Origin of the sequence: Bacillus canaveralius (genome assembly GCF_002860125.1) — a bacterium.
In the GTDB taxonomy this organism is placed as follows: Bacteria; Bacillota; Bacilli; order Bacillales; family Cytobacillaceae; genus Bacillus_BJ; species Bacillus_BJ canaveralius.
Genome location: NZ_PGVA01000069.1, coordinates 1 through 26283, shown reverse-complemented (window position 1 = coordinate 26283; position 26283 = coordinate 1). Strand labels below are relative to the sequence as shown.

The 26283-nt window shown below is 40.7% G+C and carries 22 protein-coding genes; all 22 read right to left on the bottom strand.

Going from position 1 to position 26283, the window contains the following annotated elements:
• Positions 1 to 638 precede the first annotated feature (638 nt).
• Positions 639 to 824, bottom strand: coding sequence for a hypothetical protein (locus tag CU635_RS20495; protein ID WP_101579233.1), 186 nt, complete (start codon positions 822 to 824; stop codon positions 639 to 641).
• Between the two features lie 20 nt (positions 825 to 844).
• Positions 845 to 1867 carry a dipeptidase gene (locus CU635_RS20490; protein ID WP_101579232.1) on the bottom strand — a complete coding sequence of 341 codons (1023 nt, stop codon included), beginning with the start codon at positions 1865 to 1867 and terminating at the stop codon, positions 845 to 847.
• Positions 1868 to 1934: 67 nt separating this feature from the next.
• On the bottom strand, positions 1935 to 3515 hold the full coding sequence (locus CU635_RS20485; RefSeq protein ID WP_101579231.1) for a hydantoinase/oxoprolinase N-terminal domain-containing protein: 1581 nt from the start codon (positions 3513 to 3515) through the stop codon (positions 1935 to 1937).
• Positions 3515 to 4612 carry an S-methyl thiohydantoin desulfurase family protein gene (locus CU635_RS20480; protein ID WP_101579230.1) on the bottom strand — a complete coding sequence of 366 codons (1098 nt, stop codon included), beginning with the start codon at positions 4610 to 4612 and terminating at the stop codon, positions 3515 to 3517. The genes CU635_RS20485 and CU635_RS20480 overlap by 1 nt, the downstream gene beginning before the upstream one ends.
• Before the next feature lie 28 nt (positions 4613 to 4640).
• A complete protein-coding gene (locus CU635_RS20475) occupies positions 4641 to 5960 on the bottom strand; it encodes a purine-cytosine permease family protein (RefSeq protein WP_101579229.1) in 1320 nt (439 codons plus the stop codon).
• A 158-nt stretch (positions 5961 to 6118) separates the two neighbouring features.
• The gene (locus tag CU635_RS20470; RefSeq protein ID WP_101579228.1) at positions 6119 to 6841 is read right to left on the bottom strand and encodes an aspartate/glutamate racemase family protein; all 723 of its coding nucleotides are present in this window, start codon (positions 6839 to 6841) and stop codon (positions 6119 to 6121) included.
• Positions 6842 to 6915: 74 nt separating this feature from the next.
• The gene (locus tag CU635_RS20465) at positions 6916 to 8481 is read right to left on the bottom strand and encodes a hydantoinase/oxoprolinase N-terminal domain-containing protein (RefSeq protein ID WP_101579227.1); all 1566 of its coding nucleotides are present in this window, start codon (positions 8479 to 8481) and stop codon (positions 6916 to 6918) included.
• On the bottom strand, positions 8465 to 9574 hold the full coding sequence (locus tag CU635_RS20460; protein WP_101579226.1) for a DUF917 domain-containing protein: 1110 nt from the start codon (positions 9572 to 9574) through the stop codon (positions 8465 to 8467). Before CU635_RS20460 ends, CU635_RS20465 begins: the two co-directional genes overlap by 17 nt.
• Before the next feature lie 223 nt (positions 9575 to 9797).
• Positions 9798 to 11537 (bottom strand): sigma-54 interaction domain-containing protein, encoded by a 1740-nt coding sequence (locus tag CU635_RS24155; protein WP_180956643.1) that lies wholly within the window; start codon positions 11535 to 11537, stop codon positions 9798 to 9800.
• Positions 11538 to 12012: 475 nt separating this feature from the next.
• Positions 12013 to 12780, bottom strand: a complete 768-nt coding sequence (locus tag CU635_RS20450) for an NAD-dependent protein deacylase (RefSeq protein WP_101579224.1) — start codon at positions 12778 to 12780, stop codon at positions 12013 to 12015.
• 369 nt (positions 12781 to 13149) lie between these two features.
• Positions 13150 to 14016 (bottom strand): adenylyltransferase/cytidyltransferase family protein, encoded by an 867-nt coding sequence (locus tag CU635_RS20445; protein ID WP_101579223.1) that lies wholly within the window; start codon positions 14014 to 14016, stop codon positions 13150 to 13152.
• A gap of 23 nt (positions 14017 to 14039) precedes the next feature.
• A complete protein-coding gene (locus CU635_RS20440; RefSeq protein WP_101579222.1) occupies positions 14040 to 14522 on the bottom strand; it encodes a flavin reductase family protein in 483 nt (160 codons plus the stop codon).
• Positions 14523 to 14549: 27 nt separating this feature from the next.
• Positions 14550 to 15335 carry a hypothetical protein gene (locus CU635_RS20435; protein ID WP_101579221.1) on the bottom strand — a complete coding sequence of 262 codons (786 nt, stop codon included), beginning with the start codon at positions 15333 to 15335 and terminating at the stop codon, positions 14550 to 14552.
• Positions 15336 to 15447: 112 nt separating this feature from the next.
• Positions 15448 to 16404, bottom strand: a complete 957-nt coding sequence (locus CU635_RS20430) for a PDR/VanB family oxidoreductase (RefSeq protein ID WP_101579220.1) — start codon at positions 16402 to 16404, stop codon at positions 15448 to 15450.
• Positions 16405 to 16423: 19 nt separating this feature from the next.
• Entirely contained in the window at positions 16424 to 17227 is an 804-nt protein-coding gene (locus CU635_RS20425) for a dimethylamine monooxygenase subunit DmmA family protein (RefSeq protein ID WP_101579219.1), read from the bottom strand.
• Positions 17228 to 17244: 17 nt separating this feature from the next.
• Entirely contained in the window at positions 17245 to 18240 is a 996-nt protein-coding gene (locus CU635_RS20420) for a heme-dependent oxidative N-demethylase family protein (RefSeq protein WP_101579218.1), read from the bottom strand.
• Between the two features lie 952 nt (positions 18241 to 19192).
• Entirely contained in the window at positions 19193 to 19948 is a 756-nt protein-coding gene (locus CU635_RS20415; protein ID WP_101579217.1) for an IclR family transcriptional regulator, read from the bottom strand.
• 350 nt (positions 19949 to 20298) lie between these two features.
• Positions 20299 to 20967: a ribulose-phosphate 3-epimerase gene (gene rpe / locus CU635_RS20410; protein ID WP_101579216.1), complete on the bottom strand. Its 669-nt coding sequence runs from the start codon at positions 20965 to 20967 to the stop codon at positions 20299 to 20301.
• Positions 20968 to 21050: 83 nt separating this feature from the next.
• The gene (gene eat / locus CU635_RS20405; RefSeq protein WP_101579215.1) at positions 21051 to 22469 is read right to left on the bottom strand and encodes an ethanolamine permease; all 1419 of its coding nucleotides are present in this window, start codon (positions 22467 to 22469) and stop codon (positions 21051 to 21053) included.
• Between the two features lie 276 nt (positions 22470 to 22745).
• Positions 22746 to 23324 carry a hypothetical protein gene (locus CU635_RS20400; protein WP_101579214.1) on the bottom strand — a complete coding sequence of 193 codons (579 nt, stop codon included), beginning with the start codon at positions 23322 to 23324 and terminating at the stop codon, positions 22746 to 22748.
• Between the two features lie 89 nt (positions 23325 to 23413).
• Positions 23414 to 25348, bottom strand: a complete 1935-nt coding sequence (locus CU635_RS20395; protein ID WP_101579213.1) for a primary-amine oxidase — start codon at positions 25346 to 25348, stop codon at positions 23414 to 23416.
• A gap of 451 nt (positions 25349 to 25799) precedes the next feature.
• Positions 25800 to 26283: 6-phospho-3-hexuloisomerase (gene hxlB / locus CU635_RS20390; protein ID WP_101579212.1), on the bottom strand; the 484-nt coding region annotated here is incomplete at its 5' end.

The following is a 26283-nucleotide window of genomic DNA, read 5'->3' as shown; positions in this document are numbered from 1 at the left end:
ATGAATCCGCTTACACGTTTTAGGTGGAAATAAATTCCGCCAACAAATGCTTGACTCAAACTAGTTGTCGTCATGTTCAGAAGGAATCTGGTATTTTCGGTAGAATAAATATTTTAGATTTAAGTTTCTTAATTTCACAAATTCAAAGGTTATCAACATTTGGAGTTTTGTAGTTTCTAGTTGCAAGTTGTTATTGTGTAACGCGCGGCTGTTGATTTGTTGATGTTATTAAGGTCCTCATTTGAGTTGTGCTTTCAATCAATCCGCTGCTTATGTAATGTTTCTAGTTGGGACATGTTGTTCCTGTGATTGAAAGATTTAATCGATACCTTATCAATATTTGTTAAGATCAGACACCCCCATTTGTTTATTTTTGTTATCTTTTGGTTAAGTTTTGATAATATCATAAACACATTTTAGTATTAAAAGCGCTTTCAGTCAATTCATTTTTTTATTTTTTCTGAAATTTCTGGTTTTCCTTGATTTAATTGATAAAGAACAAGTCCACGATAACTGCTCTCTTTTGCAAGTAAGTAAAATCATGGTCCGGAAATTTGAAAAACTAAATTAAAGGTCGCAATTTGAAACCAACAAAAAACGCAAAGTCTATAGTAGCCTCTGCGAAATTTAAATCTATTTCAATTTAATACCTCAATTTCAATTTCATATGTCCTTCCAGTCACTTCCTTGACTGTAAAGAAAACCTCTTGCCGATACCGTTCTTCAAGCCAATCCTGCTGATATTCATGTTTGCAGAAGACAATGACAACAACATCATCCTGCAGCATTGCGGAGTGTTTCACATGAGTAAAATAATTAGTCAATATTCCACAGTCACCGAGAATTAAAATATTCTTAAAAAATTTCCGCCTAGTATTTTTTTCAGGTCTTCATCTTTGTAGCCCCTATTAATCAAGCCTTCTATTAATTTGGGAAGATTTTGATGCCCTTCTATTACGTCAAAGGGTTTACGCGGCATACTGGCTAAGTCATCTGCTGACACATATTTGAAGAAATCGTCACACAGGTCCAGCCCGATGCCGACATGGTCAATTCCAACAAGATTAACAATATGCTCAATATGATTAATATAATGCTCAAGAGTGCTGTATTCATCATTTGATGCAACAACAATACTAACTGCGTTCACCCCTATTACCCCGCCGGTTGAGGCAATGGCTTTGATTTGTTCATCTGTTAAATTACGCATTGTATTGGATAGGATCCTTGAATTCGAATGGGAAGCAATGATTGGCTTCTTTGAAATTTCCACAACATCCCAAAATCCTTCATCATTTAAGTGGGAAACATCGATCGTGATACCAAGTTTTTCGGCCTCTTCAATCAACTGGACACCAAAGTGGGAAATCCCTCCCTTTCTACCTTCGCGAACAGGGCTGAAATGGCTGCCTTCCCCGACCGCGTTCCTTCTGCTCCAAACCAAGCCGCAGTTTCTGACACCCAATTCAAAGAACACTCTTAATAAGCTTAAATCTGTCCCTATTGGTTCCACGCCCTCGAGAGATAATAGAAAACCAATTTTTCCGGATTGTTGAGCAGCGGTCATGTCATCGCTATTCCGGCAAATCATCAATTTATCTGGAGATTCCTGTACTTCTTCATATAAAGCACTTACTTGATTGAGCGCCTTCCGCAGTGCCATTTCAGGCAGAAATGCACTATCAATGAAGATGGCTGCAATAATGATATTGACACCACCTTCTTTAAAACGTGAAAAATAATCTGCTTCAATCACCTTTTTTCTGCCTTTCTCCCTTTGAATGGAGACGTCCATTAATAAATCAAAGTGCGCGTCAATGATCAATGTTTTATTTTTGATTTCTTCTATGCAAGTTCTTGTGCTCATATTGTGTACCTCCCTTGTATTAGAAAAAGCTCTAGATTATACTAGAGCTTTTTGAATTCAGCTTGTATCACACCAGTTCAGTCACATCAACCTGGGCTAAATCACCGGCTGCTTTCACACGAATACGAGTGGCATTGCCAGGCATGTAGGCAAGGGGAACGTCTTCTATGTCCACGATGATGATGCTGTCTGGATCAGCACCGGCATTGATTGCTTCAGACACCGCTTTTTCCTTGGCCAGCTCTAATGCTTTTTCTCTGCCGATTTCAGCTAGTGCATAGACTTTTTCAATTTGTCCACTTACTTGGGAGATGGCTGCGCCGATCGCATTGGCTACTCCTGAATGCTGAGGGCGAATCACTTCTGATGCTCCATTTAATTTTTCCGGGAGCAAGATGCCGCCGCCGCCAACGAGAATGACTGGTACAGGAGCTGCGCTGGTTTTCATCTTATCAATGGCTTCTTCGACTAGATCTACCATTTTATCATAAACTTTATTTAATAATTCCTTATCAAGATGGGCCACTTTTGAAGGGTCACCAAGCTCTACTTTTCCAAGGGCCACAGCAACATCTGTCGTTGTTAAAGTGTCCCCTCCAAAAATCAAGGCCTTTTCAGGCAAACGATAACCGACACTGTCTGGTCCAACCGTAAATTCCCCATTATCCTTGATCCGGATGATCGTACCCCCACCAAGTCCGATGGAAATAAGGTCAGGCATCCGGAAGTTTGTCCGCGCTCCGCCAATCTCAACCGCTAAAGAAGATTCTCTTGGGAACGATTGAACTAGCACACCAATATCGGACGTAGTTCCACCGACATCGACAACGATCGCATCCGAGAAATCACTCAAGTACGATGCGCCGCGCAATGAGTTCGTTGGTCCGCAGGCGATTGTGAAAATTGGGTATTTGACCGCATATTCTACAGACATTAATGTACCATCATTTTGTCCGAAAAAGACTCTCGCTTCAATCCCTTCATTTTTCAAAGCATTGATAAATCCGTCAGCTGCCGTTTTAGCCACATTTACAACAGCTGCATTGAGGATCGTAGCATTTTCCCTTTCCAGTAATCCGACTGAACCGATTTCGGACGATAAAGAAACCGAAATGTCGTCTCCAAGTACTTCTTTCAAAATTTCACTTGCTCGTTGTTCATGCTTTTGCGATACGGGAGAAAAAACGGAAGTTATCGCAATTGAATCGACTTTCCCTTTGATTTCTTTGGCAATCCGATATAAATGTTCTTCATCTAATTCAACAATTTCCCGTCCGTCGAATTCATGGCCTCCACGGATAAGGTAGACATATTTACCGAGTGCCGCGCGGAGGTCGTCAGGCACACCTATCAGTGGTTTGACTGCCAAAGTGGCTGGAGCACCAATGCGGATTGCAGCAATATTATTCAGCCTTTTTCTTTCCACGATTGCGTTGGTGCAATGGGTGGTTCCAAGCATCGCATATTTGATTTGCTCTCTCGGAACATTTGCATCATTGATGATTTTTTTCATCGCTGTATAAATACCAGTCGCTACATCTTCTGTCGTCGGTGATTTCGTCTCCGAAATGACTGTATTATTTTCATCTAATAGCACTGCATCTGTATGAGTGCCCCCGACATCAATTCCAATACGATAAACGCCCATTATGCTGTCACTCCTTTTTTTACAAGTTCCTCTAACGGAACATAATCAACATTATAGCCAAAGTATTTTGGACCAACTGTTTCAAGGCCCTTCTCTGTTCTCCATTTTGGATGGCAAGGCATTCCGATGACCACGCATCTGGCGCCATATCTGATTCCTTCCGTTGTGATTGGCAGGCCAGTTTCCGCATCAAGCACAGCAATTAAATCTGGTGTAACACAAAGGAGGCGCTGATCGGTTGTCTGGGCGAGCAAATGCTCATTTTGGAACCTGACCTCGAGCGTCTCTCCTTTGTACTCATTGATACCCTCGAATGTCGCCACGCCTCTGGCAAAACCAGTCTCAGTTTTTCGGTTGATATCGCTGACTTTGCCGCGGAACAACTCAAATCCGTTTGCCTTTTTCAGGACTTCTTTAATCGGGTCAGCATTGTTTTGCTTCGCAAGCCTGATCGACTTGCCAATCTCTTCTTCAAGCTTAAGGATATTGCTGATTCCGCTTTCCTTTAAGTTTTTTCCGGTCATTGGATAAATGGCAATCATGGATGACCCGCCCATTTCAATGGTAGCTGCACGGGCAATTCTCTCAGTCCAGACATTATTGATGGTAGAAAGCAATGAAGTATTCCCTTTCTCATCCGCCAGAACCATCGGCGTTGCTGCGATCCCATCCAAATAGAAAGTGACCATTTGCAATTCGGGAAACGCCCGGCCCATTCCATCAACATCGACGACTGGCAAGCCAAGCTTTGCAGCAAGGGCAAGGGGAAGCATCGAATTTAATCCGCCTGCTTCTATTGGCATCGTTGCGAAAATTTCCTTACCCAAATAAGCTTCGAGATTTTTAAAAGCAGCTGTCGCTTCCTCTCCGCCTGGTGCTTTTTCAAGCATAACCGTCGGTGCTCCCATCATCGCGGAAGGGACGACTAAGGCGTCATCCGGCACTTCATTCACATCCAGCAGCGTAATTTCCCCGTATTCTTCGATAGCTTGAAGGGCCATAAGCTTGCCAATGTAAGGGTCACCTCCACCGCCTGTTCCCAGTAGGGCAGCACCAACCGCGATATCTTCGATTTCTTGTTTTCCTAGTTTTCTCATTTTTTATGTCCTCCAATTTTGCGATAGATTACGATACAACAGTACTTTTTACCTCATTTTTGCTTCTGATCGCTTTTACAGCTAAAACACCTGCGTAATAGATAACTCCGCTTATCAGGAGTGAGTTAATCGATGGTATGCCAAAAGTAATAAAATAACCGCCTGCAAATCCCGCCATCCAGGCCACAAGTGTAACAGGATTCAATCTTTCAGGCTCGCCTGGCAAGGTTCCATTCTTCCTGCTCTCATCAAGTGCTGTTCGATACGTTTTTAATATAAAATAATCAACAACCATGATCCCGGCAATCGGCGGAATCATAATTCCAAGTAAAACAAGGAAGTCGACAAACCGGTCAAGGATCCCCAGAATGGATAGCACAGTGCCAATTACTCCAATGACAAGAGTCACGATACCACGATTTAGCTTGACCTTAAAAACGGAGTCAATGATATTCGTAAAGCCCAGGGAAGAAGAATATAAATTCAGGTTATTGATTTTAACGGTTGAAAAAACAACGACTGCCGCACCAAGCCAGCCGGATGTTTGCAGCATGATACTGACAACATCGCTCGTTTTTGCAGCGTGGGCCATCAACACAGCAACCATACCGACACCCATCTCACCAACAATAGTACCAATCGTGGTCATCCAGAAAACATCTTTCCCGTTTCGGGCAAACCTGCTGAAGTCAGGAGTAATGACAGCACCGATCATGAAACCACCGGCGACCATTGTTGCACCTACTCCAAGTGACATTGTCTCACCCGGAGGCTGAGTACTCATTAAACTGCTGATCGAATGATCACTAAGAACCTGATAGATTCCGAATCCTACCACCAATAAAAAGGCGGGTACGGCCACTTTCGCAGTCATACTTAACAGCTTGAATCCGAAGATAACTAATACTGTTACGCCCATGCCAGTTATTGCGGCGGCAACGGGAAGGGTCAATCTCCCATCAGTCGCCTCGACTAATCCATTGGCAAAAACAGAGTTCTGCACCCCAAACCAGCCTATTGTACAAATGGCAATGACCGTGCCGATGATGCTGGAACCGTATCGGCCGAATCCAGTCCAGCGCGACAATAAACTCGTAGAAAGACCTTCCTTTGCACCCGCATAACCGATAAGAAAACTGATAACCTGTAAAATGACACTTCCAAAGAACATCGCCCAAAACGCCTGCCAAAAAGTCATTCCGTAACCTAACGCAGCACCGAGCATAAATTGCGACAGGGTGGCAAGAGCGCCTACCCGGACAAGCATGATGTCCCACATTGGCAATCTCGCTGATTTCGGAACTCTGGACAGAGAATAATCATCTCCTAATTTCTTTGTCTCTTCCATTACATCCAACCTCCTATTACAATGATTAATTTCCCCAATCCTCTGCCTTCAAAAGACGGATTTTGTCCAACCCTGAACGCTCAAAGCGGCAAGACAAAATCCAATGGCGATTTTTGGAACTTTCCGACAATTAAACATATAAAAAGATTTTTAACAAATTAAGCTTTGATCCGCTCTTTTGAAGGCGGCGTCATGTAAGTCAGCCGGCTCTGTTTTACGCCCATAGCGATCAAACTTTCCAGCAATTTTGTTGCCGCGAATACCGGGTCAATGACCGGAACCTCGTACCCGTTTTGCTTCAGGCGTTGTTGTAGTTCTGCTGCAACACCCATGAATCCGGTACAGCCCAGCACTAGGGCGTGCGCGCCATCTTGCTCGATTGCTTTGATCATTTCTTCATACAGTCCGTTTTTTAGCCGATCCTTATCATGAACTTCCAGTACAGGAATATTTACATATCGGACGGATGCCAAATTACCGTTGACCCCTAATGTTTTGCTGATATTTTCAATCATAGGGACTACATTCGGCAGCACTGTCACGACAGAAAATGATTTAGCCAATGAGCTTGCGAACAGCATTGAGGATTCACAAGCACCCACAACCGGAATGTCCAGAATTTCTCTTGCTGGCTTTACTCCCGGGTCACCGAAGCAGTCGCTGATCACCCCGTCGTATCCCTCTTCCTCTGCCTCTTTAGCTTTTTCCAGGAAATTAGGTACACAAAGTGCTTCATCATATTCGCTTTCAACAGATGCAGGGCCATAATCGAGACTTGTCACTCCAACTTCCGTTGTTTCAGATGCATAAAATTTAACTTCTTCCAGAATTTCCTCATTAAAAATATCAGATGTGATTGGCATAATTACTTTGATTTTCATTTACTTGCACTCCTTTTAATTAGTGGAATTATGCGATAAATGTTCAGTGATAATTAAATGACCGCCTTGCCTCCTCAAGGAATAAACTCCAATTCTCCTAAAGCCTTTAAACGGATTCTCAATACCTCCCCTTTCAAATAATCAAAGGGGAATTCTTCTATAGATACCACCTGAATTGTGTCCCTTGTTGCTCCCTTCCTCAGTAGCTGTTGAATGAGTTGTTCCTTTTCCTCATCGATAATTTCCTGCTTCGTCTTATCTCTAAGCCAGAACACTTTATCCACCTGAGCACTAAGAGGTGCGAAACAGGCTCCAACTGCATTGCATATATGAAATCCGACAGGATGGAACACTTTTTGGTATTTTCCAAATAGCCTATTCACAAGCAGGGAACTGCCTCCACCAACTAAAACAATCGAAAGAGCTTCATTGCTCTGCTGAAGCCTCGCTATCTTTTTCTTGATTTCACGTGTTACTGTGTTAATCACTTTTTGACAGTCATCTTCGGACAGTTTTGCTAATCCCGTAAGTGTTATTTTTTTATCTGAAAAAGAATCTGGATAAACCTTAAGGAAAGAATCGGTCAATGTCCACGTGTTACCGCCCCATGATATCCCATGTTGTTCAATATCGCTGGCGATTGTGTCTTTTATCCGGACAGATTCATCTTCGATTGAAATCAGACTGCCTCCGCCATAAGGCAGGGAATACATTTTCGGAACCCGCATATTAACGGCTATGCCCAGAATAGAAGTTGAACCTATCGATACTTCCGGCTGGCTGTTCAGGATCTTTCCGATATCAATTGTACTTCCGCCAACATCGACGACGATACAGCGGTCCAAGCCGCTCAAGATACTGGCCCCTCTGAGACTATTGGTAACCCCGGATCCTATTGTTAAGATAGGGTAATCGATCGCTTCCTGGATTTCCATCAACGAGCCGTCATTTTGAGTCAGCCAGCACGGGCATTCTAGTGAAAGCTTCCTGAAAACGGTCGATAAATCAAGCATTGCCTGACGGATAACCTTCGAAACAATGGCATTTAAAAGAGTCGCGTTTTCCCTTTCTATGAAACCAGTACTTCCAATTTTATGTGACATTGTAATTGGAATCTCAGGGAAAGATTCTTTAATGTAATTCCTGAGCTCAAGTTCTTCACTTGCATATAAAGGCGAATAAGCCCCGACGATACAGATTGATTCAATATTCATTTCTTTCAAATCGCGGAATAACTGCTTGAAAGCATCTGAATTCGTCGTTGAACGGCTATTCGTTTTGCCTGTGTAATCATATGAGCTCTCGAAGTGATAGACCTTAGCTAAATATTTTTTCAAACCATCCGGCCATTCTACAGCAGGCTCAATCAACGATGGATGTTTGATAATCCGGATTAACGCCGTGTTCGAGAGATTCACGAGATGATAGAGTGCATTAAGCACATGCGTCGTACCAACGAAAATACCATCAATTTGTTGAGGCCGGATATTCGCTTCCTTCAATACTTCCTTTGCGGCCAGCTCAATTCCAGTAATAATATCTTTCGTGGTCAAATGCTTTGACCACGAAAGAAGCTTACCATCATTCCGGACAATAACTGCATCTGTATTTGTTCCTCCAACATCAATACCTAGTTTCATAATCAAATTCTCCAGGAAGAGATTTATAGGAAACGGCTAAATCAAAATTCTCAGGACCAACAAGCTCAAGCATTTCTTTTGTGCGAAGGATATTCGGAGCCTGCACTGCGAATACGATGACAGAATGTCCAGCCTGTATTTCAGAAACATTGTACGGGAGCAAATTTTCCTCATTTAATACAAGGATAAGATCGGGTGTTGTACAAACATACTGTTCTTCTTCTTTTATCGAAATGAACTCATTCTTGAATTCTATTTCAATCCTTTTATTTGAAGATGAAAATCGGCCCTCCACTATAAGCCTCCCTACCAATGATCCTTTTTCAAACCAGCGGTTAACCCCGGAAACGACGCCACTGATGACCAGATTAGGTTTGCCGTAGATCGAGTTTTCGAATACGGCGCTGATCTCTTCGATTTTTTGGCTCTTCAGTGTATCTTTTTTGACGGCAACTCCTAACCGATGAATCAACTTTAATGATCCTGGAATCATTGATGTCTTTATTTTTCTAGCATTAGCTGCGAAACAAAGTAAATGGGCAAATCCTTCGTTTCTGACCATAAAATCCTTTGCCAGTTCTGTTGTACTTTGGATGGTGTCCACATCCTCAATAAACATATTTTCATCATCTGTTTGCAGGACTAATGGTGCTACCGGAATACCTGATAAATGAAAAGTTGTCATCGATAACTCGGGGTAGGCCCTTCCCATTCCATCTCCATCAACAACAGGCAAATTCTTCAGAACAGCCGTTACTAAAGGAGTTAAGGCATTCACTCCACCAATTTCTATCGGGATAAGTGCATCGACTTTTGTTCCATGAGTCGATTCGTACACTTCTAGAACTTGCACTCCCTCTCGCCCGCTTGGGATGTGTTCATCATATAAAATAGTCGATCCCATAATACCAACCGCTACAACCCGTTCATCCACTAAGTCAGAAATGGTCTTTACAACTATTGCATCCTCATCGCTCATAATAGACATCAATAAATTCTGTACCGTTTTGGTATTACCGCCTCCCCCACAAGATAAAATTTTTGCACCAATTGCTAATAACGGTATGTCCTGCTTTTTAATCTGCCATGACATAGTTGGGTACTCCTTTCTCTTATACAATGCAAGAACTGTGCCAAAAAAAGAAACCCAATCAAGCCTGTGCTGGATGGGAATAACAAGATTTTAATTTTAGTGAATTATGAGAATTTTATAATAATGATAAAGCTAAGAATGTCCTATAAGGTCTAATAATAAAATGTTTTCTCATTTTTTCTCACGTTTTCTCAATTTATCATTTTTTCTCAAAATCTAATGATTATTTAATATTGAATTTGCTAAGCCTTCTATACAAAGTAGGCAAGCTGATATTCAAGTGATTTGCCACCTTCTTTTTAGCACCAGTATCCCTGCCATACAGATCCAATAATTCAATAATCAGTTCTTTTTCATCTTGTTGGATGGTTCCTTTAGCTGGCATCATTATGCTTTTTTTCATTTCCATTTTTTTATCCTTCACATATAAATCCCTTAAATAAGCTGGCAGGCTTTTCATGGTCACCAGGTCACCAATCTCTAATTGGACAAAATGATGGACAACATTCTGTAATTCCCTTATATTACCCGACCATTGATACTCAAGTAAGAGTTCGTATACATCATTTGATAGTCTCTTAGGTGAGCGGAATAGCTCCTTGGAGAATTTTTTCATGAAATAATCAACCAGAATCGGAATATCTTCTGTTCTTTCTCTTAAAGGAGGAATCGTAATGGGAATGACATTTAGACGATAATATAAATCTTCCCTGAATTCACCCTTCCATACAAGCTCTTCAAGATTACGATGAGTAGCTGTGATAATCCTTACATCAACCGGAGTGCTTTTTGTATCTCCCACGCGCTCAATTTTTCTTTCCTGAACAACCCTTAATAATTTTGCTTGTAAATGCAGTGACAAATCTCCGATTTCATCAAGAAAGATCGTCCCGCCATTCGCCAATTCAAATCTGCCAGGCTTGTCGCCGCTTGAACCAGTGAAGGCTCCTTTTACATGTCCAAAAAGCTCACTTTCCAGTAAAGCTTCAGGAATGGCAGCACAATTCAATGCGATAAAAGCTCCGTTTTTCCGGTGGCTTGCTTGATGGATTGATTGTGCAAATACTTCCTTCCCAGTGCCGCTCTCACCTCTCAATAAAATAGAGGCATCGCTTGGTGCAACCCGCTTCGCCATATCAACAACCGTTTGAATCGAATCACTTGTGCCTTTCACATCATTGAAGGTGTAAAGGACCCTTTGTTCTCTCATTTTCTTTTTTGAATCCTGGATAAGTGTCAACTGAATAAGAAATGAAACAATGATCCCGCTTGAATATAGTGGTTTAACTTTAGCCAAATATTCTTCCTGTTTATTTTCAGAAGTTGCAATAGAAATTTTATAATCCTGTTGTTTCTTCGCGTTCTTCACAGCAAGCCAGTCGGAATCGGGCATAATTTCGTTTATGTTTCCGCCCAGTAAAACCGTCTTACTTTTTCTAAAATGCTTGCTGACACTATTGCTCAAGTGATGAATGGTTCCATCCTGGCCAACTAATAAAATGGGATCTTCAATAAAAGTGAATAATCCATTCATTTCTTCCAAGATCGAGGTGTTTTCCTGTTTTAACTCGTCATTTTCAATTTTACTGCCTATCCATTGACAGCAAAAATCAAGTTGAACTTCAATATTATCCAAGTTTCTCTTTAGCCAGTCTCCCTGACCATCCAAGGGAGTTACCAACAAAACTCCGATTACTTTTTTGTTTTTGGTTATAGATCTTATAATAATCGTTTCAACAAAACACTCATCTTTCAGAGAACATGTAATGCAAGTATTTTGCTCTTCTTTATTTCGAATGAATACATCTATGCCGGTCTTTTTGATTTTATTAATGACCGGACACTTTTGTGGCAGCGTTTCAATACTTTTATCTTCCAGTATCATTTCAACCTTTACTGGAAATGAGTTAAACAGTTTATTGATGGTCGCACTTACTTCTTCCATATTTACTTGTATTAACAATAGCATCACCTCCAATAACAGTTTGATTTATTTTTGAACAGCGAATATATTTTATCCAACAACAATACAATCAAAGAACGGCAATTCCACAGCATTGGTTGAAAGAGATGCAATCCTGTTGACTCAGCTATTCTACTAATCAACGTCGTTTTTAACCAAGGTAAGATTGAACGAAGTTTTTACTTGATAAAATAACACATAATAACCACTAATACAATGTTCTTTCAAAATATTTATTATATTACAATAAAGATAGACTATCTCTATCATAGAAAACAAGGGACATGATTTATATCTTCCTTTAAAAACTGCCAGCAAGCACGACGCTAAACTCAAACATACAATTTCATTAAACATCGGCTCCCGAATAACGGGCAGCCGATGTTAGTGTTTTTATATTTATCCGATTATACTGGTTATAATAGCTATTTTGGGCAACAAGGAGCGCAAAATCATCTAGACTGTCATTTCATGTTTATAACCTTTCATCAATCCTTCTTAAGGTTTCACCAATAAAATCCTTAATCACATACGTATCTGGTTCAAAATCGTAAGATGTGTCCCCTTTATTAATAATGATTAATGGCATGCCTGTTTCCCTATATGCCGGGAATGTTGAGAACGGTGTAACCTTTAAACTCGCACCAAGGACTAAGACGCAGTCAGCCTCAGTGATGATGTCGATGATCGTATTAAATCCTTCGACTGTGAACCAATCACCTGTATCTCCGAACAAGACTACATCAGGTTTTATATACCGATCTTCTTTATCGTCAGTGGAACAGTGATCACAAACATAAAAATCATCCATTTGATTATAGCGCTGGGCCATTTCCTCAGTTGAGTATTTATGATCGCAATTTAAGCAGGTTGCAGTCTCCATTGTTCCATGAAACTCAATAACGTTTTTACTCCCCGCTTTTTGATGGAGCCTGTCTATATTCTGAGTAATGATGTGCTTGACTCGCCCTTCATTTTCCCATTTTGCAAGAATCTCATGGCCTTTGTTAGGAGAGCTATCCGGATGGTAAAGATTCTCGAAGGCAAATTGATAGAAATCTTTTGGATTTTCATAAAAGTAGTCCAACGAAAGTATGTATTCAGGTGCCATTTTATAGATCCCCGTTCGTGACCGGAAATCCTTAATTCCTGATTCCGTACTGATACCAGCACCGGTTAGCACGACAATGTTCTTTGATTTTTTAATTATGTTTGCACATTCTTCAATCGTGTTGTTTCCCATTAAATACACTCCTAAGAACGGTTTTCATTATTTTATATTTTTTAAAATGAAAGGGTGCACTTAATAATATACGCTTTTTTTATGAGCTCTACTCATTAACTGCCTGGGAGTTGTGGGAAATGGTTGCCATGAGATCGCGACTCAACCACAGGAGTCTTCACCAAATTAAAAGTAGGTGGCCCAATTAGACTCTGGGACACCCACTTTTCGTATGAAGTGAACACAAATCCACAGTTTGGCCACTAACAGGACTGGCACCGTATAATCATCGTAGTTTGCTAGCATTTATGTTACAAGTAACTGGATTCGCGCTTTGTCCTTTGTCCCAATGTATGAATGACCCGTGAAGACCCCTGATATCACTAAAAGTCATGATCGTGAGGCTCCTTCTAAAATTTGTCGGTTTACTAAACTGGTTAAAAATCCGGATTGCAGACTTTTTACCCACTCAATGCGAACGGTTTGTTTATCCATTAATAAACTGTTGGTCATGGGAGAACGACTAAATTTCATTTGTTCCTTTGCGACTACAACCACTTGCTCCCATGTTTCTTTCCCGTTTGAAATAATTACTTCATAGACGCCTGGAGCAGGAAGGAGAAAATGAGGTTTCACTTTTATCTCAGCTGTGGTTTTATTTAATGATACTTCACCCTCTATTTGATAATGACTACCTAAATAACGAGGAATTATCTCCATTTTTCCCGAAAGAATTGTTCTTCTTATTAAAGTAGAGCTTATCTTCTCCCCTTGAAACTCGACCTTCCCCACCTTTATTGCTCCAAGTAAACCGTTGGAGTCATCCTTCATTCGATCCATATGCCCCCGTCCGTCGCTTCCATATCTAAAGTCAAATCCTGCCACAACATTCTTCACTCCAAAGTCAAGGAGATATTTGTGCACAAATTGTTCGGGGGATAATGAAGCAAAATCGCGCTCAAATTCAACAATATAAAATTTCTCGACGCCCATTTCCTTTAGAATTTTCTGCTTTTCCGCTATTGGCATTAGGTACTGAAACTTTTTACTCCCTTTTTGGAGTACTTCCTTCGGATGTGGAAAAAAGCTCATACATCCTAGCAATACCTTCTTTTCCTCAGCTACTCTCTTCGCGATTTTAATCACTTGTTGATGCCCTAGATGGAGACCATCGAAAAAACCAAGCGCGATCACACAAGGCTCGCTGTTCGAAATATGGGTATCTCGGTTGCTGTTATTCACATAAATTACTTCCAAGTGGCCCCCTCCTTTAGCAAGACTTAGTTATTGACAGCTACCTCATCAGTAAGCAAAGAACGATACTTACCATTGAAGAAAATCAGCGGTTCATTATCTTCCAGATGGATATTCGTTACTTTTCCAATGAATAAGGTGTGGTCTCCTTCAACATGTTCGCCCACAACTTCGCATGTCACTTGTGCAAGAGCTCCGTTTAAAACAGGGACCCCGCTTAATGTGTCAAAGGGAACGTCTCTTTCCTCTTTGATTTGTCCCGCAAAGATCTTTGATAACTCTTGTTGATCGGCGGATAAAATATTGACAGCATATTTTTTGCTTATCTTAATTTTCGCCAACATATGCGCCCTTTCGCCAATCGATACCACCACTAACTTTGGATCAAGGGAAACAGACATAAAGGCGTTTGCGGTCATACCATGTACGTTACCATCTACTTCTGTTGTTATCACTGTGACTCCTGTAGCAAATTTGCCCATTGCACTTCTGAATTTTCGATCGTCCATGTTAAATCCTCTCCTCATCTTTTTTTGTCAGCGTTTTCCAACATGTAACAGGTGTTTGTTTCTAGATGTCTGATTGCTTATTCCCAGTAAAGACATGTAGCTGCGAGTAGTGGTTCCCGGTTCTGTAGATAACGTTAGCATGTGAAACGCATCGGCTAGCTCAATCCGGCGGTAAGTTTCAGCCACGCGGCCACCGACAAGAAGGTGTTTTCGTGCCTGGGCCAACTCCTCCTTAACTTCTTTGGACAGTTCCTCCGACATATTCAGCGAGTACAGGACATTGTCTTCAGCGACCGAGCAACTGATAATTTGCACATCGGCCTTGTCGACACGTCCAGTGGGTGAGTACGCCAGAGCACTGACTATCCGATGTTCAGCACTGCTAATAGTTTCTCGCAAAAATGTGGCCGACGAGGGTGTGAGATCCTCGACGAGTAAACGTGTTATCCCTCGATCGTTGATTGCCTCCAAAATCTGTTCTGGGTCGTCCTCGACTACTACCTCCTTATGAGGTGGCCAAATATCCATCCAAGAATGATTCATATGGCGTCTTCCTACATGAAAGACGAAGAACTCAGGGTATATTCGCAGTTTCCCAGGCTCATCACCCAGAAGCGGACGATAAAGATCGTAGAATCGTGTTAGCGCTGCCATAAGCAAGGCACTTGCACCCATGCCTCCACCAGGTTGCCGTACCACGACTCCAATACGATCGCACTTATTAAAACCTGGTAATATATCTTCCAAAGAGGCATCCTGCCCTTCAATCGCAAAATTGAAATCTGTATAGCTCAGGATTTCTACCGTATGCATCTAGCCCCTCTCCCTCTTAATGATATTTTTAAATACTGATGGGGGGATGTCAGTCCACTTTATATCAGTTTATATTTGACGTTACCTTTAAGATAAAATTGGTGGTTTTATACTATAAGTCCAACACAAGGCAACCACTCTTCGCTCTTGAGACACATGTTAAAATGACATTTATTTCTTTCCTTTCATTATCCGAAAGGAACAAATCCCTGTGGTCGACTTCACCGTCCAACACATCAACTTGACAACTGCCACATCCCCCGATCTTACATGAATGTGGGGCCGGGATACCGTGTTTCAAAAGAGTTTCCAGCAGACTTTCCCCTTCCGGAACATCAATCATCTGATCACTTTGACGCAATTTCACTTGAAACGCGTGCTTCGGTCCAGAACTCGGGGGTGTAAACAGTTCAAAGTGGATACTTTTTTCAGGATATCCATAGCTCTTCGCCGCTTCCTGGTATTCCCTTACCATTGCTTCAGTTCCACAGAAGTAAACGTGCGTCCCTATAGGTTTATGTTTCATTACATCAGTTGTCATCCTTCGCCCTTCCTTTGAAAAGTAAAAGTTCGCTTCTTCAGGATAAGTGGAAGAGAGATACGAATAAAAGGCACATAATTCCTTTGTAGGAGCAGCATAGTGTAATTCAAAAGATTTTCCCTTCTTTTTCAATTCAGCCGACATCGCCAAAAAAGGAGTTATACCAATGCCAGCGGCAATAAAGACATGGTGTTTAGCCTTGAAACTCAGTGAAAAATGGTTTCTAGGATAACTAATCTCAAGCTGGTCACCCACCTTTATATGGTCATGCCAGAATATCGAGCCACCTTTTGACTGATCACTGCGGCGAATGGCGATTTTATAATATTCTTTTGTGTCTGGATCGTTTGTGAGTGAATAATGGCGTTCAATCAATCCGAATTCGGACTGTATATACGTCGTAAGATGAGATCCTCCACTAAAACCAGGCAATGAAGAGCCATTTGCTGCTATTAACTTAAAGCTCTTAACTGTCGGAGATTCATACTTAATTTCTGCTACAATCACCTTAATTGTACCTGAAGACACTGCTTTCCCCCCTCTGCAGTCATTCAACTTTAATGTAGCCAAGGTATGCGTCAAGCCTTTTTGAAAAGTGTGGCGACACATCGAGAACGGTGTTACAACGGTCACACCTTGTTTCAGCTGTCTGTTTCTTTCTATTGAAAGAGTAACATTTAACACAAAATATTTTTTCTACTTTTCGTCCATATCCTTTGTACTGGATTTCCTCATCGGAAAAACCAGCAGCATAAGCCATCTCTTTCAAACTATCAATCATTGGCCACTGCCCAGATAAAAACAGCTTTGTACCCATTGTTTGTTGATTAAAGATGGAATGAATTTCATCGCTGCTAATTGATGATAAAAAGTAGATGCCTTCTGGGAGTTTTTGTTGAAGATAATCCACAAATTCTCTCTGTGGTTCTTCAGTTTTTACATAAGCAATGGTCTCTATATTATTGATAGACAGCATCTCAATGATCGCCAAACTTTCAAAGAAAGCTGACTCATCAATTATCACCAGCAGCTTTTTTAAATTAGGATCGAGTTTGAAAACTGAGTCATCCGAAAGTTCCAAAAAGAAGTTTTGCTGTGCGAGTTGTTCAGTTAACACCAAACGTTCTTGATCCGTGAGTGCAGAGGTATTGAATAATAGTCGGTATATTCCCTCTGTCTTTGATGTTTCAACCAAATGAATTGGTAGCTGAAATATAGTTTCATCAGTTTGAACCTGGTCTGCAAAGCCAATTTTTTCTGGACTAATGCCTCCTACTAATATTGCTTCTGCGATAAAACCTTGCTCTAGAATTCTCTCTATTTGAATTAGTCTGCATTTGATTGTATGCAATGTCGTTCCCCTCCTTTTCACTCTATGGATAATTCTTTTATTTTCTTCTCCAAGTATGTCACTATCTTATCCTTGTAGGATACAAATCCTTTATATTGTGCCAGGGGATCCGGTAAGTCAGTTAGTACACTATGAAACCGTTTCGCCCATTGATGGTTTTGTGTCAATTCGTCCAATGAAATCAAATGTGTATGGATTCCAAACAGAATACCGTTGCTGCGCGGAAGACGAAACAACCTTTGATCCTCAACTCTTAAATGTACAAGATTCCCAAGATTATCAAGAGTGATGCTATCTTTTTTCGTTCCCCACGTATCAAAAGTTTCTGGGGCCGTATCCAGCATCGGTTCAATTGTTATCGTCCAGTTCAATCGGGTCCATGGTTTTCCAGCTTCCATTCTAAGGATGAAGTTCCGAACCTTCGCTGCTAAACCGCTTTCAGCAAAGCCAGGAACAGGAGAATGAAATTCCAAGTACGACATGCCAAGATCGAAGGCAATCGACCAATTCGCCGGGAAGCACAGTTGCCCTGCATCCATATAAAGGTCCCCGTCCCGCTGTGCCATATAAATTAAGTCCTCTTGAATATGCCGACCAATGAAATCTAGTGGTTCATAAGGTAAACTTGAGGCATCCCCAAATATAAACGCCTGTTCTTCTCCTAATAAATGATTCTGGAAGGTCCAGTTATCGCCACTTTTACTCAAACCGAAATAGTTGGGATGCACGGTTGCCATTTCATGCATAATCATATCTAAAATTTCCCACTGTGCCTCCAGAGAATGTGTGAAGGATTGATATGATTGCGCTTTCTTATCTGCTAAAATTTGTCGTTTCTGTTCAATTTCCTCGAAATATTCTGGTGTAATATCCAGTACTACTGCAGGATCTAGAGCCACTGAATTATTCGAATAACGATAGGAATCTCCCTTAAATGGAAATGGAAAACGGTCAAGTAACGCCTGATTTGGTATTTTCTCTTTCTGTAAAGACAGATAATCAACTTTTGCCATGCTTTTTCCTCCTTTGAAGTAAGATGCATAGGAAAAACTCAATAATTAACCAACGTGTCCATCCTTATTTTCTGGTCAGTAAAAATTGTTAATCGAGTGGGATACTTATCGTAACCACATCTGTAAGTGTCCAGCTTCTCCAATAGTGTTCTACATAAACGAAGGTTCTGGCAATCTGTGTCCTGTGCATAACGCGCCTGCTTTATGACCTGCATGCCCCGCTCTTGACTTAAGTAGATGTAATCCGTTTATGTTACCGACTTTGTATCATCTTCACTCCCTTTTTATTTGTAGTTTTCCTTTCACAATCCCACACCTTTTTAATCGTTCTATTCTGGATCCTGTGATGACGTAAAATTAGTAATAGATACAGGATTGATTACGTAATGATTTTATGTTCACATATATTTTTAAAAAATTAAATCCGATTTTCCTGAATATTGAGAAAAACACATTTTTATGTATTGGGATGTGCTTATATTAAGAAAACTTGATAAAAGCGTGCTTACAATCGTGTTGTATCCATTTGAGCATCAGTTTTAAATGAAACGATGTCAATCTCCTGTAAATTCAACGCGGACTTTTTGCATATGTTCAAGTTAGTACTTATCGCGGTTTGTCAACGTGCAATGCACCTCCAGGCCACAAAAAAAGTATCCTCACCGCGGATACCTGACTTGATCATCTGAAACCATGTTTGATTGTTGTTAGCCTGTCATTAATGGTGTTGCCTAACCTTTTGTTTCCGACCAAGTCGCAATTACCTTCTTCCGTATTGAATAATCAATGTTTATTATTGTTTTTTAACGACTTACATATTTCGAATCTCATGAATGCAAACCCATTTGTAATCATTTCAAATTACTGAAAATTTTCCATTGTTAACGATACTTGTAGATTGTAACACTGACAAATTACCGTAATGTTAACATTGGCGTTATAAAACAAATCACTATCTGTCCAGGTTAATCCAACCCAGTTCTTCCGATATTTCTATTGCGGCTTTTTTTGTCTCGCACATAAAAAACTTGATCTGCTGTTGGTTAAACCTTGCTTTTGGTCCTCCAACGCTTATGGATGCAACAACCTTGTCTTCCCAAGAAAAAATCGGTGATGCTATGCTTACCGTTCCCTCTGTGCTCTCTCCAAAGGAGATGGCAATCTTCGATTCCTTAATCTCCTTTAACTCACTTTCGAGTCTCTTTACGTCTTTTATTTTCCCTAATCCGATAAGTTCATGGATTATCCGCTGTCTGGTCTTTCTTTTCAAATGAGCTAATATCGCCTTTTTAGAGGCTCCGACACATAACGGTGTGCGCATCCCTATCGGTTCGGCAACTTTTAAAAGCAAATCCATCTCAACGCCGTCAATAATCACCCCTTCATATCCCTCTGGAACTGTCAAATAAACACTTTCATTCGTTCTCTTCCTCAGTTTTTCCATGATTGGAAGTGCACTATTTCGGACCAATGAGTTATCCCGTATTGAGAGTCCTAGCTGCATTAAAGTCAGTCCTAACCGGAATTTTTTCGTTTCTTTGTTTTTAAATACAAATCCGTATTCAGAAAGACTAGAAAGCAACCTATGCACCGTTTGTATAGGAATATCTAGTTCGCGGCTAACTTCTGTTGCACTCCACTCTTCTTTATCCTCATTTGGCATGATAGTGGTTAGCAGCGTAATTGATTTCCGAATCACCTCCGACATATCCTCTCTCCCTTTCTTTAGATAATGATTTCACAAGAATGGATATGTTTTGCGGATACACAGATGTTCCAAAATAAGCCTTTATTGATATCATCTTTGTCGGTATTGCCCCGTCCAATCGAAGTAAGGAACAGTATACAAAATCACATTACGATCACGATAATTATCTAGGTTCCAGCTCCGGCGAACATATATATCGTTAAACTGTCATAAAGGTAGGAGGGGGTAACCCTCCATCCTTTTGACACCGTTATATACTTTAGTGACAGTAGAATATCCGCTGTAATTTTCTTATTTTTATCTCTCCCTTTGTACAACTGTACCAGACATATTGATCACAAATGGCCATTCTACTCTGCGGCGATAATATGCGCGTTATTTCTAATGCTTTCAATTGCCTGACGTCTATCCTGTTTGTTATAAATAGCTGAACCTGCAACCAGGACATTCGCTCCTGCTTCGACACAAAGCTTAGCGGTTTCCGGAGTCACACCACCATCCACTTCAATCTCCACCTGCAACTGTCGCTCTTCAATAAGGGCAGCCACTTGTTTAATTTTTGGCAGGACCGAATGAATAAAAGATTGTCCTCCAAAACCTGGATTTACTGTCATGAGCAATACAAGATCAACATCTTCGATCACAGGCTCGATCGTCGAGACAGGAGTGTGTGGATTTAATACGACTCCTACTTTCATTCCTTCAGATTTAATTTGTTGAATCGTTCTGTGTAAATGTGTACACGCCTCGATATGAACCGATAATAAATCAGCTCCTGCTTCGGCAAACGCTTTAATGTATTGGTCTGGATTTTCTATCATTAAATGTACATCTAACGTCAATTTTGTTATTGGCCTAATTGCCTCTACAATTAATGGACCAATTGTTATATTCGGAACAAAATGGCCATCCATGACATCAACATGAATATAATCCGCTCCGCCCCGTTCAACATCTTTTATTTCCTCTTCAAGCCTGGCAAAGTTAGCTGAAAGAATGGAAGGTGCAATCTTGGTCATGATATCCCTCTGCTTTCTATTAAACAATTGATGAATTCTATCACGCTTGCAATTCATTTAAATTGCAGAACAAAGTCACTACATTATAATGGAACAGTTTCTTTCGTTTCTGTTTCTGTTAATGCTTCAGACACTGGTATCATGCGTTTCACTGCCACATACCCTTTCTCAGCAGCAAATCGTTCTTCTGGGGCATCCTTGTTGATACGATGCCTTGCCCATACAAAGAAATAAATGATTGATACAGCAAAAATCGCTACGTTGATGAAGAAAAAGGTAGGGTCTTTAAAAACGCTGGAAAACAAAGCAAGTACACTAATGATAATCGACACGATAGGCACTATTGGATAAAATGGTGCTTTGTATGGGCGTGCAAGATTCGGTTCTTTTTTACGTAGGATAATGAGTGATAAATTCATCATAATGTAAGAAACCAATGCCCCAAAGGTGGAAATCAAAATTAATCGATCTGGATCAAACATAAGAACAAAAATGAATCCCAATGCTCCAGGAACCAGGATCGCCATATATGGAGTACGGCGTTTTGGGTTTAATTTAGATAAAAATTCAGGAAGGTATCCTGCTCTTGACAAAGCAAAAGTTTGTCTGGAATAGGCTAAGATCGCTCCTGCTAGGCTAGAAAGCATACCGAACAGACCCACTACAGAGAGAACACTAATTAACCATGAATTTTCGTTAACACCGGTAGCAATCGCATAAGAAAGAGGATTTGCTTCTTTGGAAGTATCCACAACTCCTGCAAGACCAACAGTTACTGTGACTACAAGGAATGCAAGGATGACAAGGGTGTAGATGGCCCTCATGATACCTTTGGGCATATCTTTAACGGGATTGCGACATTCTTCTGATAGCATCGGTAACATTTCCAAGCAGATATACAGCCACATTGCATAGGGGAGCGCCGCCCAAATACCGGAAATACCTTGAGGAATGAGGCTTCCCCCAAAAAGCTTATCAGCACTTAAATGCGGCATCCCATAAAAAGAGAAAAGAAGGACAACAGCCACGGATATTGTAACAAGGATCATCTCAATTGTTGCAAATTCATTAACACCTAGAATATGCACAATAAAGAAAAACACATATAAAACTGCAGCAGCGAGAATCGGGTCGATTGCCGGGATTAAAAAATGCACGTAATAACCAGCTCCAGAAGTAAAAACTGCTGTACCTACGGCAAATTCCAATGTAACACCGATGCCCGTAATAAATCCTGCTAATGGACCCATCGCTCTTCTTGTAAAAGCATACGCTCCTCCTGCGTGAGGCATCGTTGTAGATAACTCTGAAAGTGACAAACACAGTGTTACATACATAATGCCTATTATTGCAGTTGCAATTAACATCCCGATATAGCCAGATGCAGCCAGGCCATAATTCCAACCAAAGTATGAACCTGAAATTACGATACCGACTCCTATGCCCCATATTTGCATAGGCCCCAAAACTTTCTTCAACTCCAATTTATTATTCGTACTCATATGAACCTCCCCCTATATTTTGTATAATAAATTTCATATTCACTGTTGATAAGCAGTTTTCTTTAAAGCATGGATTTATAGTTTGATCCCGCACACGGTTGATTGGGAAACTTTGACGACTTATAAAAAGCAGACGTCGCAACGTTTTCAGATTATTCTGATAATTGAAGTTCCACATCCATTTCCATTTGTAGAAAATATACTATAAACACTAATTTAAGCTTCACCAGAACTAACATTTTCCGTTATTACTCAGGTGACAATTTCATTTCATTTTCATTCATGATGGTGATGCTGTTCTTCCTGAACATTGCTATCGCTGAGCATTGGCTTGGTTTCTAGAGTTGCTAAAGTAAGTATAATCACAGCGGAAATGACTGATGTAACGATCCAAGGAAAGGTACGGGGATAAAAAGAGACAGGTTCTCCAGTTTTCTTAAGTTCAGCATTGATTAAGAAAATTATTGATACGACACTTACCATAAAAAGAATATCTGTTAATACCAGCATGAGGGTGAAATCACCAGAAGGAAGCATTTCTCCCAGCATCGCCCCCATCATACCTCCCATAACCCCGGCTGCCATTCCTTCAACGAGAGTAAGAAGATTAATGGGTCTTCCTACAAGAATTCCAACCATCAGACTGTAGTGGATGGCTATAATTGTAGAAAGCGACAAATTCCCTTGAAATTCGATTCCAGCAATTAAGCCCATCGTTAAACTACTGGCCATCCCCAATACCATTGCAACTGTCATACCGGTCATATTCACTAATTTGTCTTTATGGGTATGCACTTTAATTACACAGACAATCGTATAGACTATTACCAGTAAGGTACTTATCAGCAGTAACATAGGTTCGCCTCCATAAATCAATGATTTTTGACGTATTATGAAAAAGGTGAAAAAGGAATTTAAAGACAATTCCTTTTTCAAACACCCTTTTACTTATTGCAACAACTAGTACCTTTTGTCGGGCGTGGAAGATCCAACGCCGGATTTCGGTCGAAGAACCCATGAGGTTTTAACTCGAATCCGATATAAGCAGTTGGCATTACTGGCCAATCCTCAGGACGTACAATATGGTGAACTCCCATGTTATACCAAACGACAATATCCTCATTTTCAATTGAGCGGTTAGCTTTTACCCAATGTTCTAATGTATCTCCACCCTTATTTTGGTTAGGATATTTTCCGGAAGCATACATTTGATCACGATCAAATTTTGTTACATGCAAGTGATTTTTAATAAATCCTGCGCGTTTAATTACACTTGACTCATCATGCAGATATGGAACACAGTTATGACCAGGCACAAGATCATAACCCACTGGCTCATCAACTAAGTTTTTGGAGTTAGGGTTAATAATTTTCCATCCTCTAGCTGTAGCAAGATTCATGGTGCGTTGTGCTTCTAATTCTGTTTTAAACGTTGTCGTTTCGGCATAGAAACCATTTAAATTTGGATTGTTTGAATCAGGCTTCGATGCTACTGTATTCAATTCTTGAACTGAGTTCTTTTGTCCATCTATTTGTGTATCAATTCGGTAGTTAAAGAAATGTTGATGGATTGGCGCATTGATCTGTGGTGCAACCTCTGATCCATACTTCGGTTTTACACCCTCGTCAATCGCACCAACGTTCAATATTCCTGTTAATTTAGCTTCATGTTCAATCCTTCCATCCGTATAGAAGTACCAGAAGAATCCGTAATCATAGTTCGCTACTGTAGTAAAGAATGAGATTACTAAACGACGTGAGCGGCGTACTTCTACATCATTTGTTCTCCAATCAGTATGCTTCCATGCGATTCCGTAATCCTCTTCATGAAGACAAATAGCATTAGGGATTTTGTGTATTCCACCGTTACCAGTTGCCATGGTGGCATCGAAGTACTGAATGTGACCCAAACAGTCGCAGCCTAACTCTAAAGAGTTCGCTAACTGCCCTATTCCGTATTCACCTGCATCAAAAGCACATTGCCAGTCATGGGCAGGGTTTGTATCCCCGTAAGGAACAACCATTTCCGATAAAGCTGCACGATATAACACTGGGCGTTTTTTCCCTTTGTCCTCATAACTTACTGTATGAAGAACAAGCCCTTCTCTAGCTGTATAACCAATGCGAATGTCCCACTTTTGCCACTTAATGTTGTGTCCGTTAACTTCAAAGCTTGGACCTTCTGGCTGTGTAATTTCGATAGGTTTTAGATCTGTTCGTACTTGTATGTTTTCATTTTGTTCAGGTTTATACAGTGCATTTGTAGGAGCAATCGGTTTTACCCCATGGTCTTCAATTCTTACAATTTCCATGGTGCTTAAGTCGACTACAGGTAATAGTCCTGTAAGAGGATAAGCATACGCGTTATCACCAGGGAACTGTCTCACAAAACATAGTGCACGAGCGAGCCTTCTACCTTCATCTTCTGGTATACCGAAGTAACCAACAGACCACGGATCGACCATAACTAAATCTGGACTTTCAATACCTCGTTTTTTAAGAGCTGCATGAAAGTCAGGATGTTTTTTCACAGTTTCTTCAAGTTCACTATATTCCTCTAGAAGAAACGATGGTTGAACACCAGGAATATGCTTCCACGAAACAACTTCACCGTCTGTAACAGAGATGACTGCTTCATATGTTTGACTATCTTTACTATCTAGAACAATTATGAAGGCTTCACGTGAAATCGGATCTCCTTCTTTAAAATTTAATACAACTTCTTTGGCAGGTTCATATAATCCAACTTGCTCGAATCTTGCTGAGTCAGTTAAATTCTTCTTCTCTTTTAAAATTGAAACCGCTTTTAAAATTTCCTCTGCCGATAGTGGTTCTAGAGGATGCTGCACTCTTTGCAAAACCTTTTCTGGTGTGCTCATTATAATATCCCCCTTTTAAAATTTAGTGAGTTAGTTTACAAATAGGTCTATTTGCTAAATTTCTGAAATGTCGAGCAACCTTAAGTAGGTGAAACTGTTCATGATAACGCCTTCATTCCGTTATATTGCAAATCAGGAGTATAACTATGTTATTTCTGTCGTACGCTATATGAAACACGTTTAAATCTAATCGAATCGCACGAAAGTTTTGGTAAGATAAGAATGGAAGTCTTTTTGTGGCCAAGATGTATCGCGATGCACATGGTTGAAGCAGGAACGTTTAATTTACGTAAAGTTTGTCCATATGAAAATTAACTTCATATTTTCAGAAAGACTTCGTAATCCTAATATCTGATGAATATGGAGGGTTTTTGTCTGTGTATGGAATTTTTAGAATCTATTAGGCAGCTTCTATATGAATCTAGAATTTCGTGGCTGAATTTTGTTTCCCCTACTCCAGATTGGCATGTCTTCCGTACATGACCCCGGATTCCAATCCCTTCTTATCCATCAGCCTCAGTACGATGGCATCGTAGAATACAAGGAGGCTTTGTTCGAACAATGAGCCCATCGGCTGTATCGTATTATAATCACTGTCTGCTCCCGCCTTGGGCTTGGCCGGAAGTTTAATGGTAAAGTCGCTCAATCTGCCAATCGTTGACTCAGGGGCAATCGTCGCCAGGGCCGTGGCTGCCCCTATGCTTGTCGCCTTTTCTGCCATGGCCACCAGGCTTTTGGTCTCCCCCGAACCTGAACCGATGATGAGTATATCCTCTTTTTCCAGGCTCGGGGTCACCGTTTCACCTACAACATAGGCGTCCAGCCCCATATGCATCATTCGCATGACGAACGATTTGGCCATGAACCCGGATCTGCCGGCGCCGGCTACGAATACCTTCTTTGACTCAAGGATCCTGTCCACCAGTCTTTCGGCT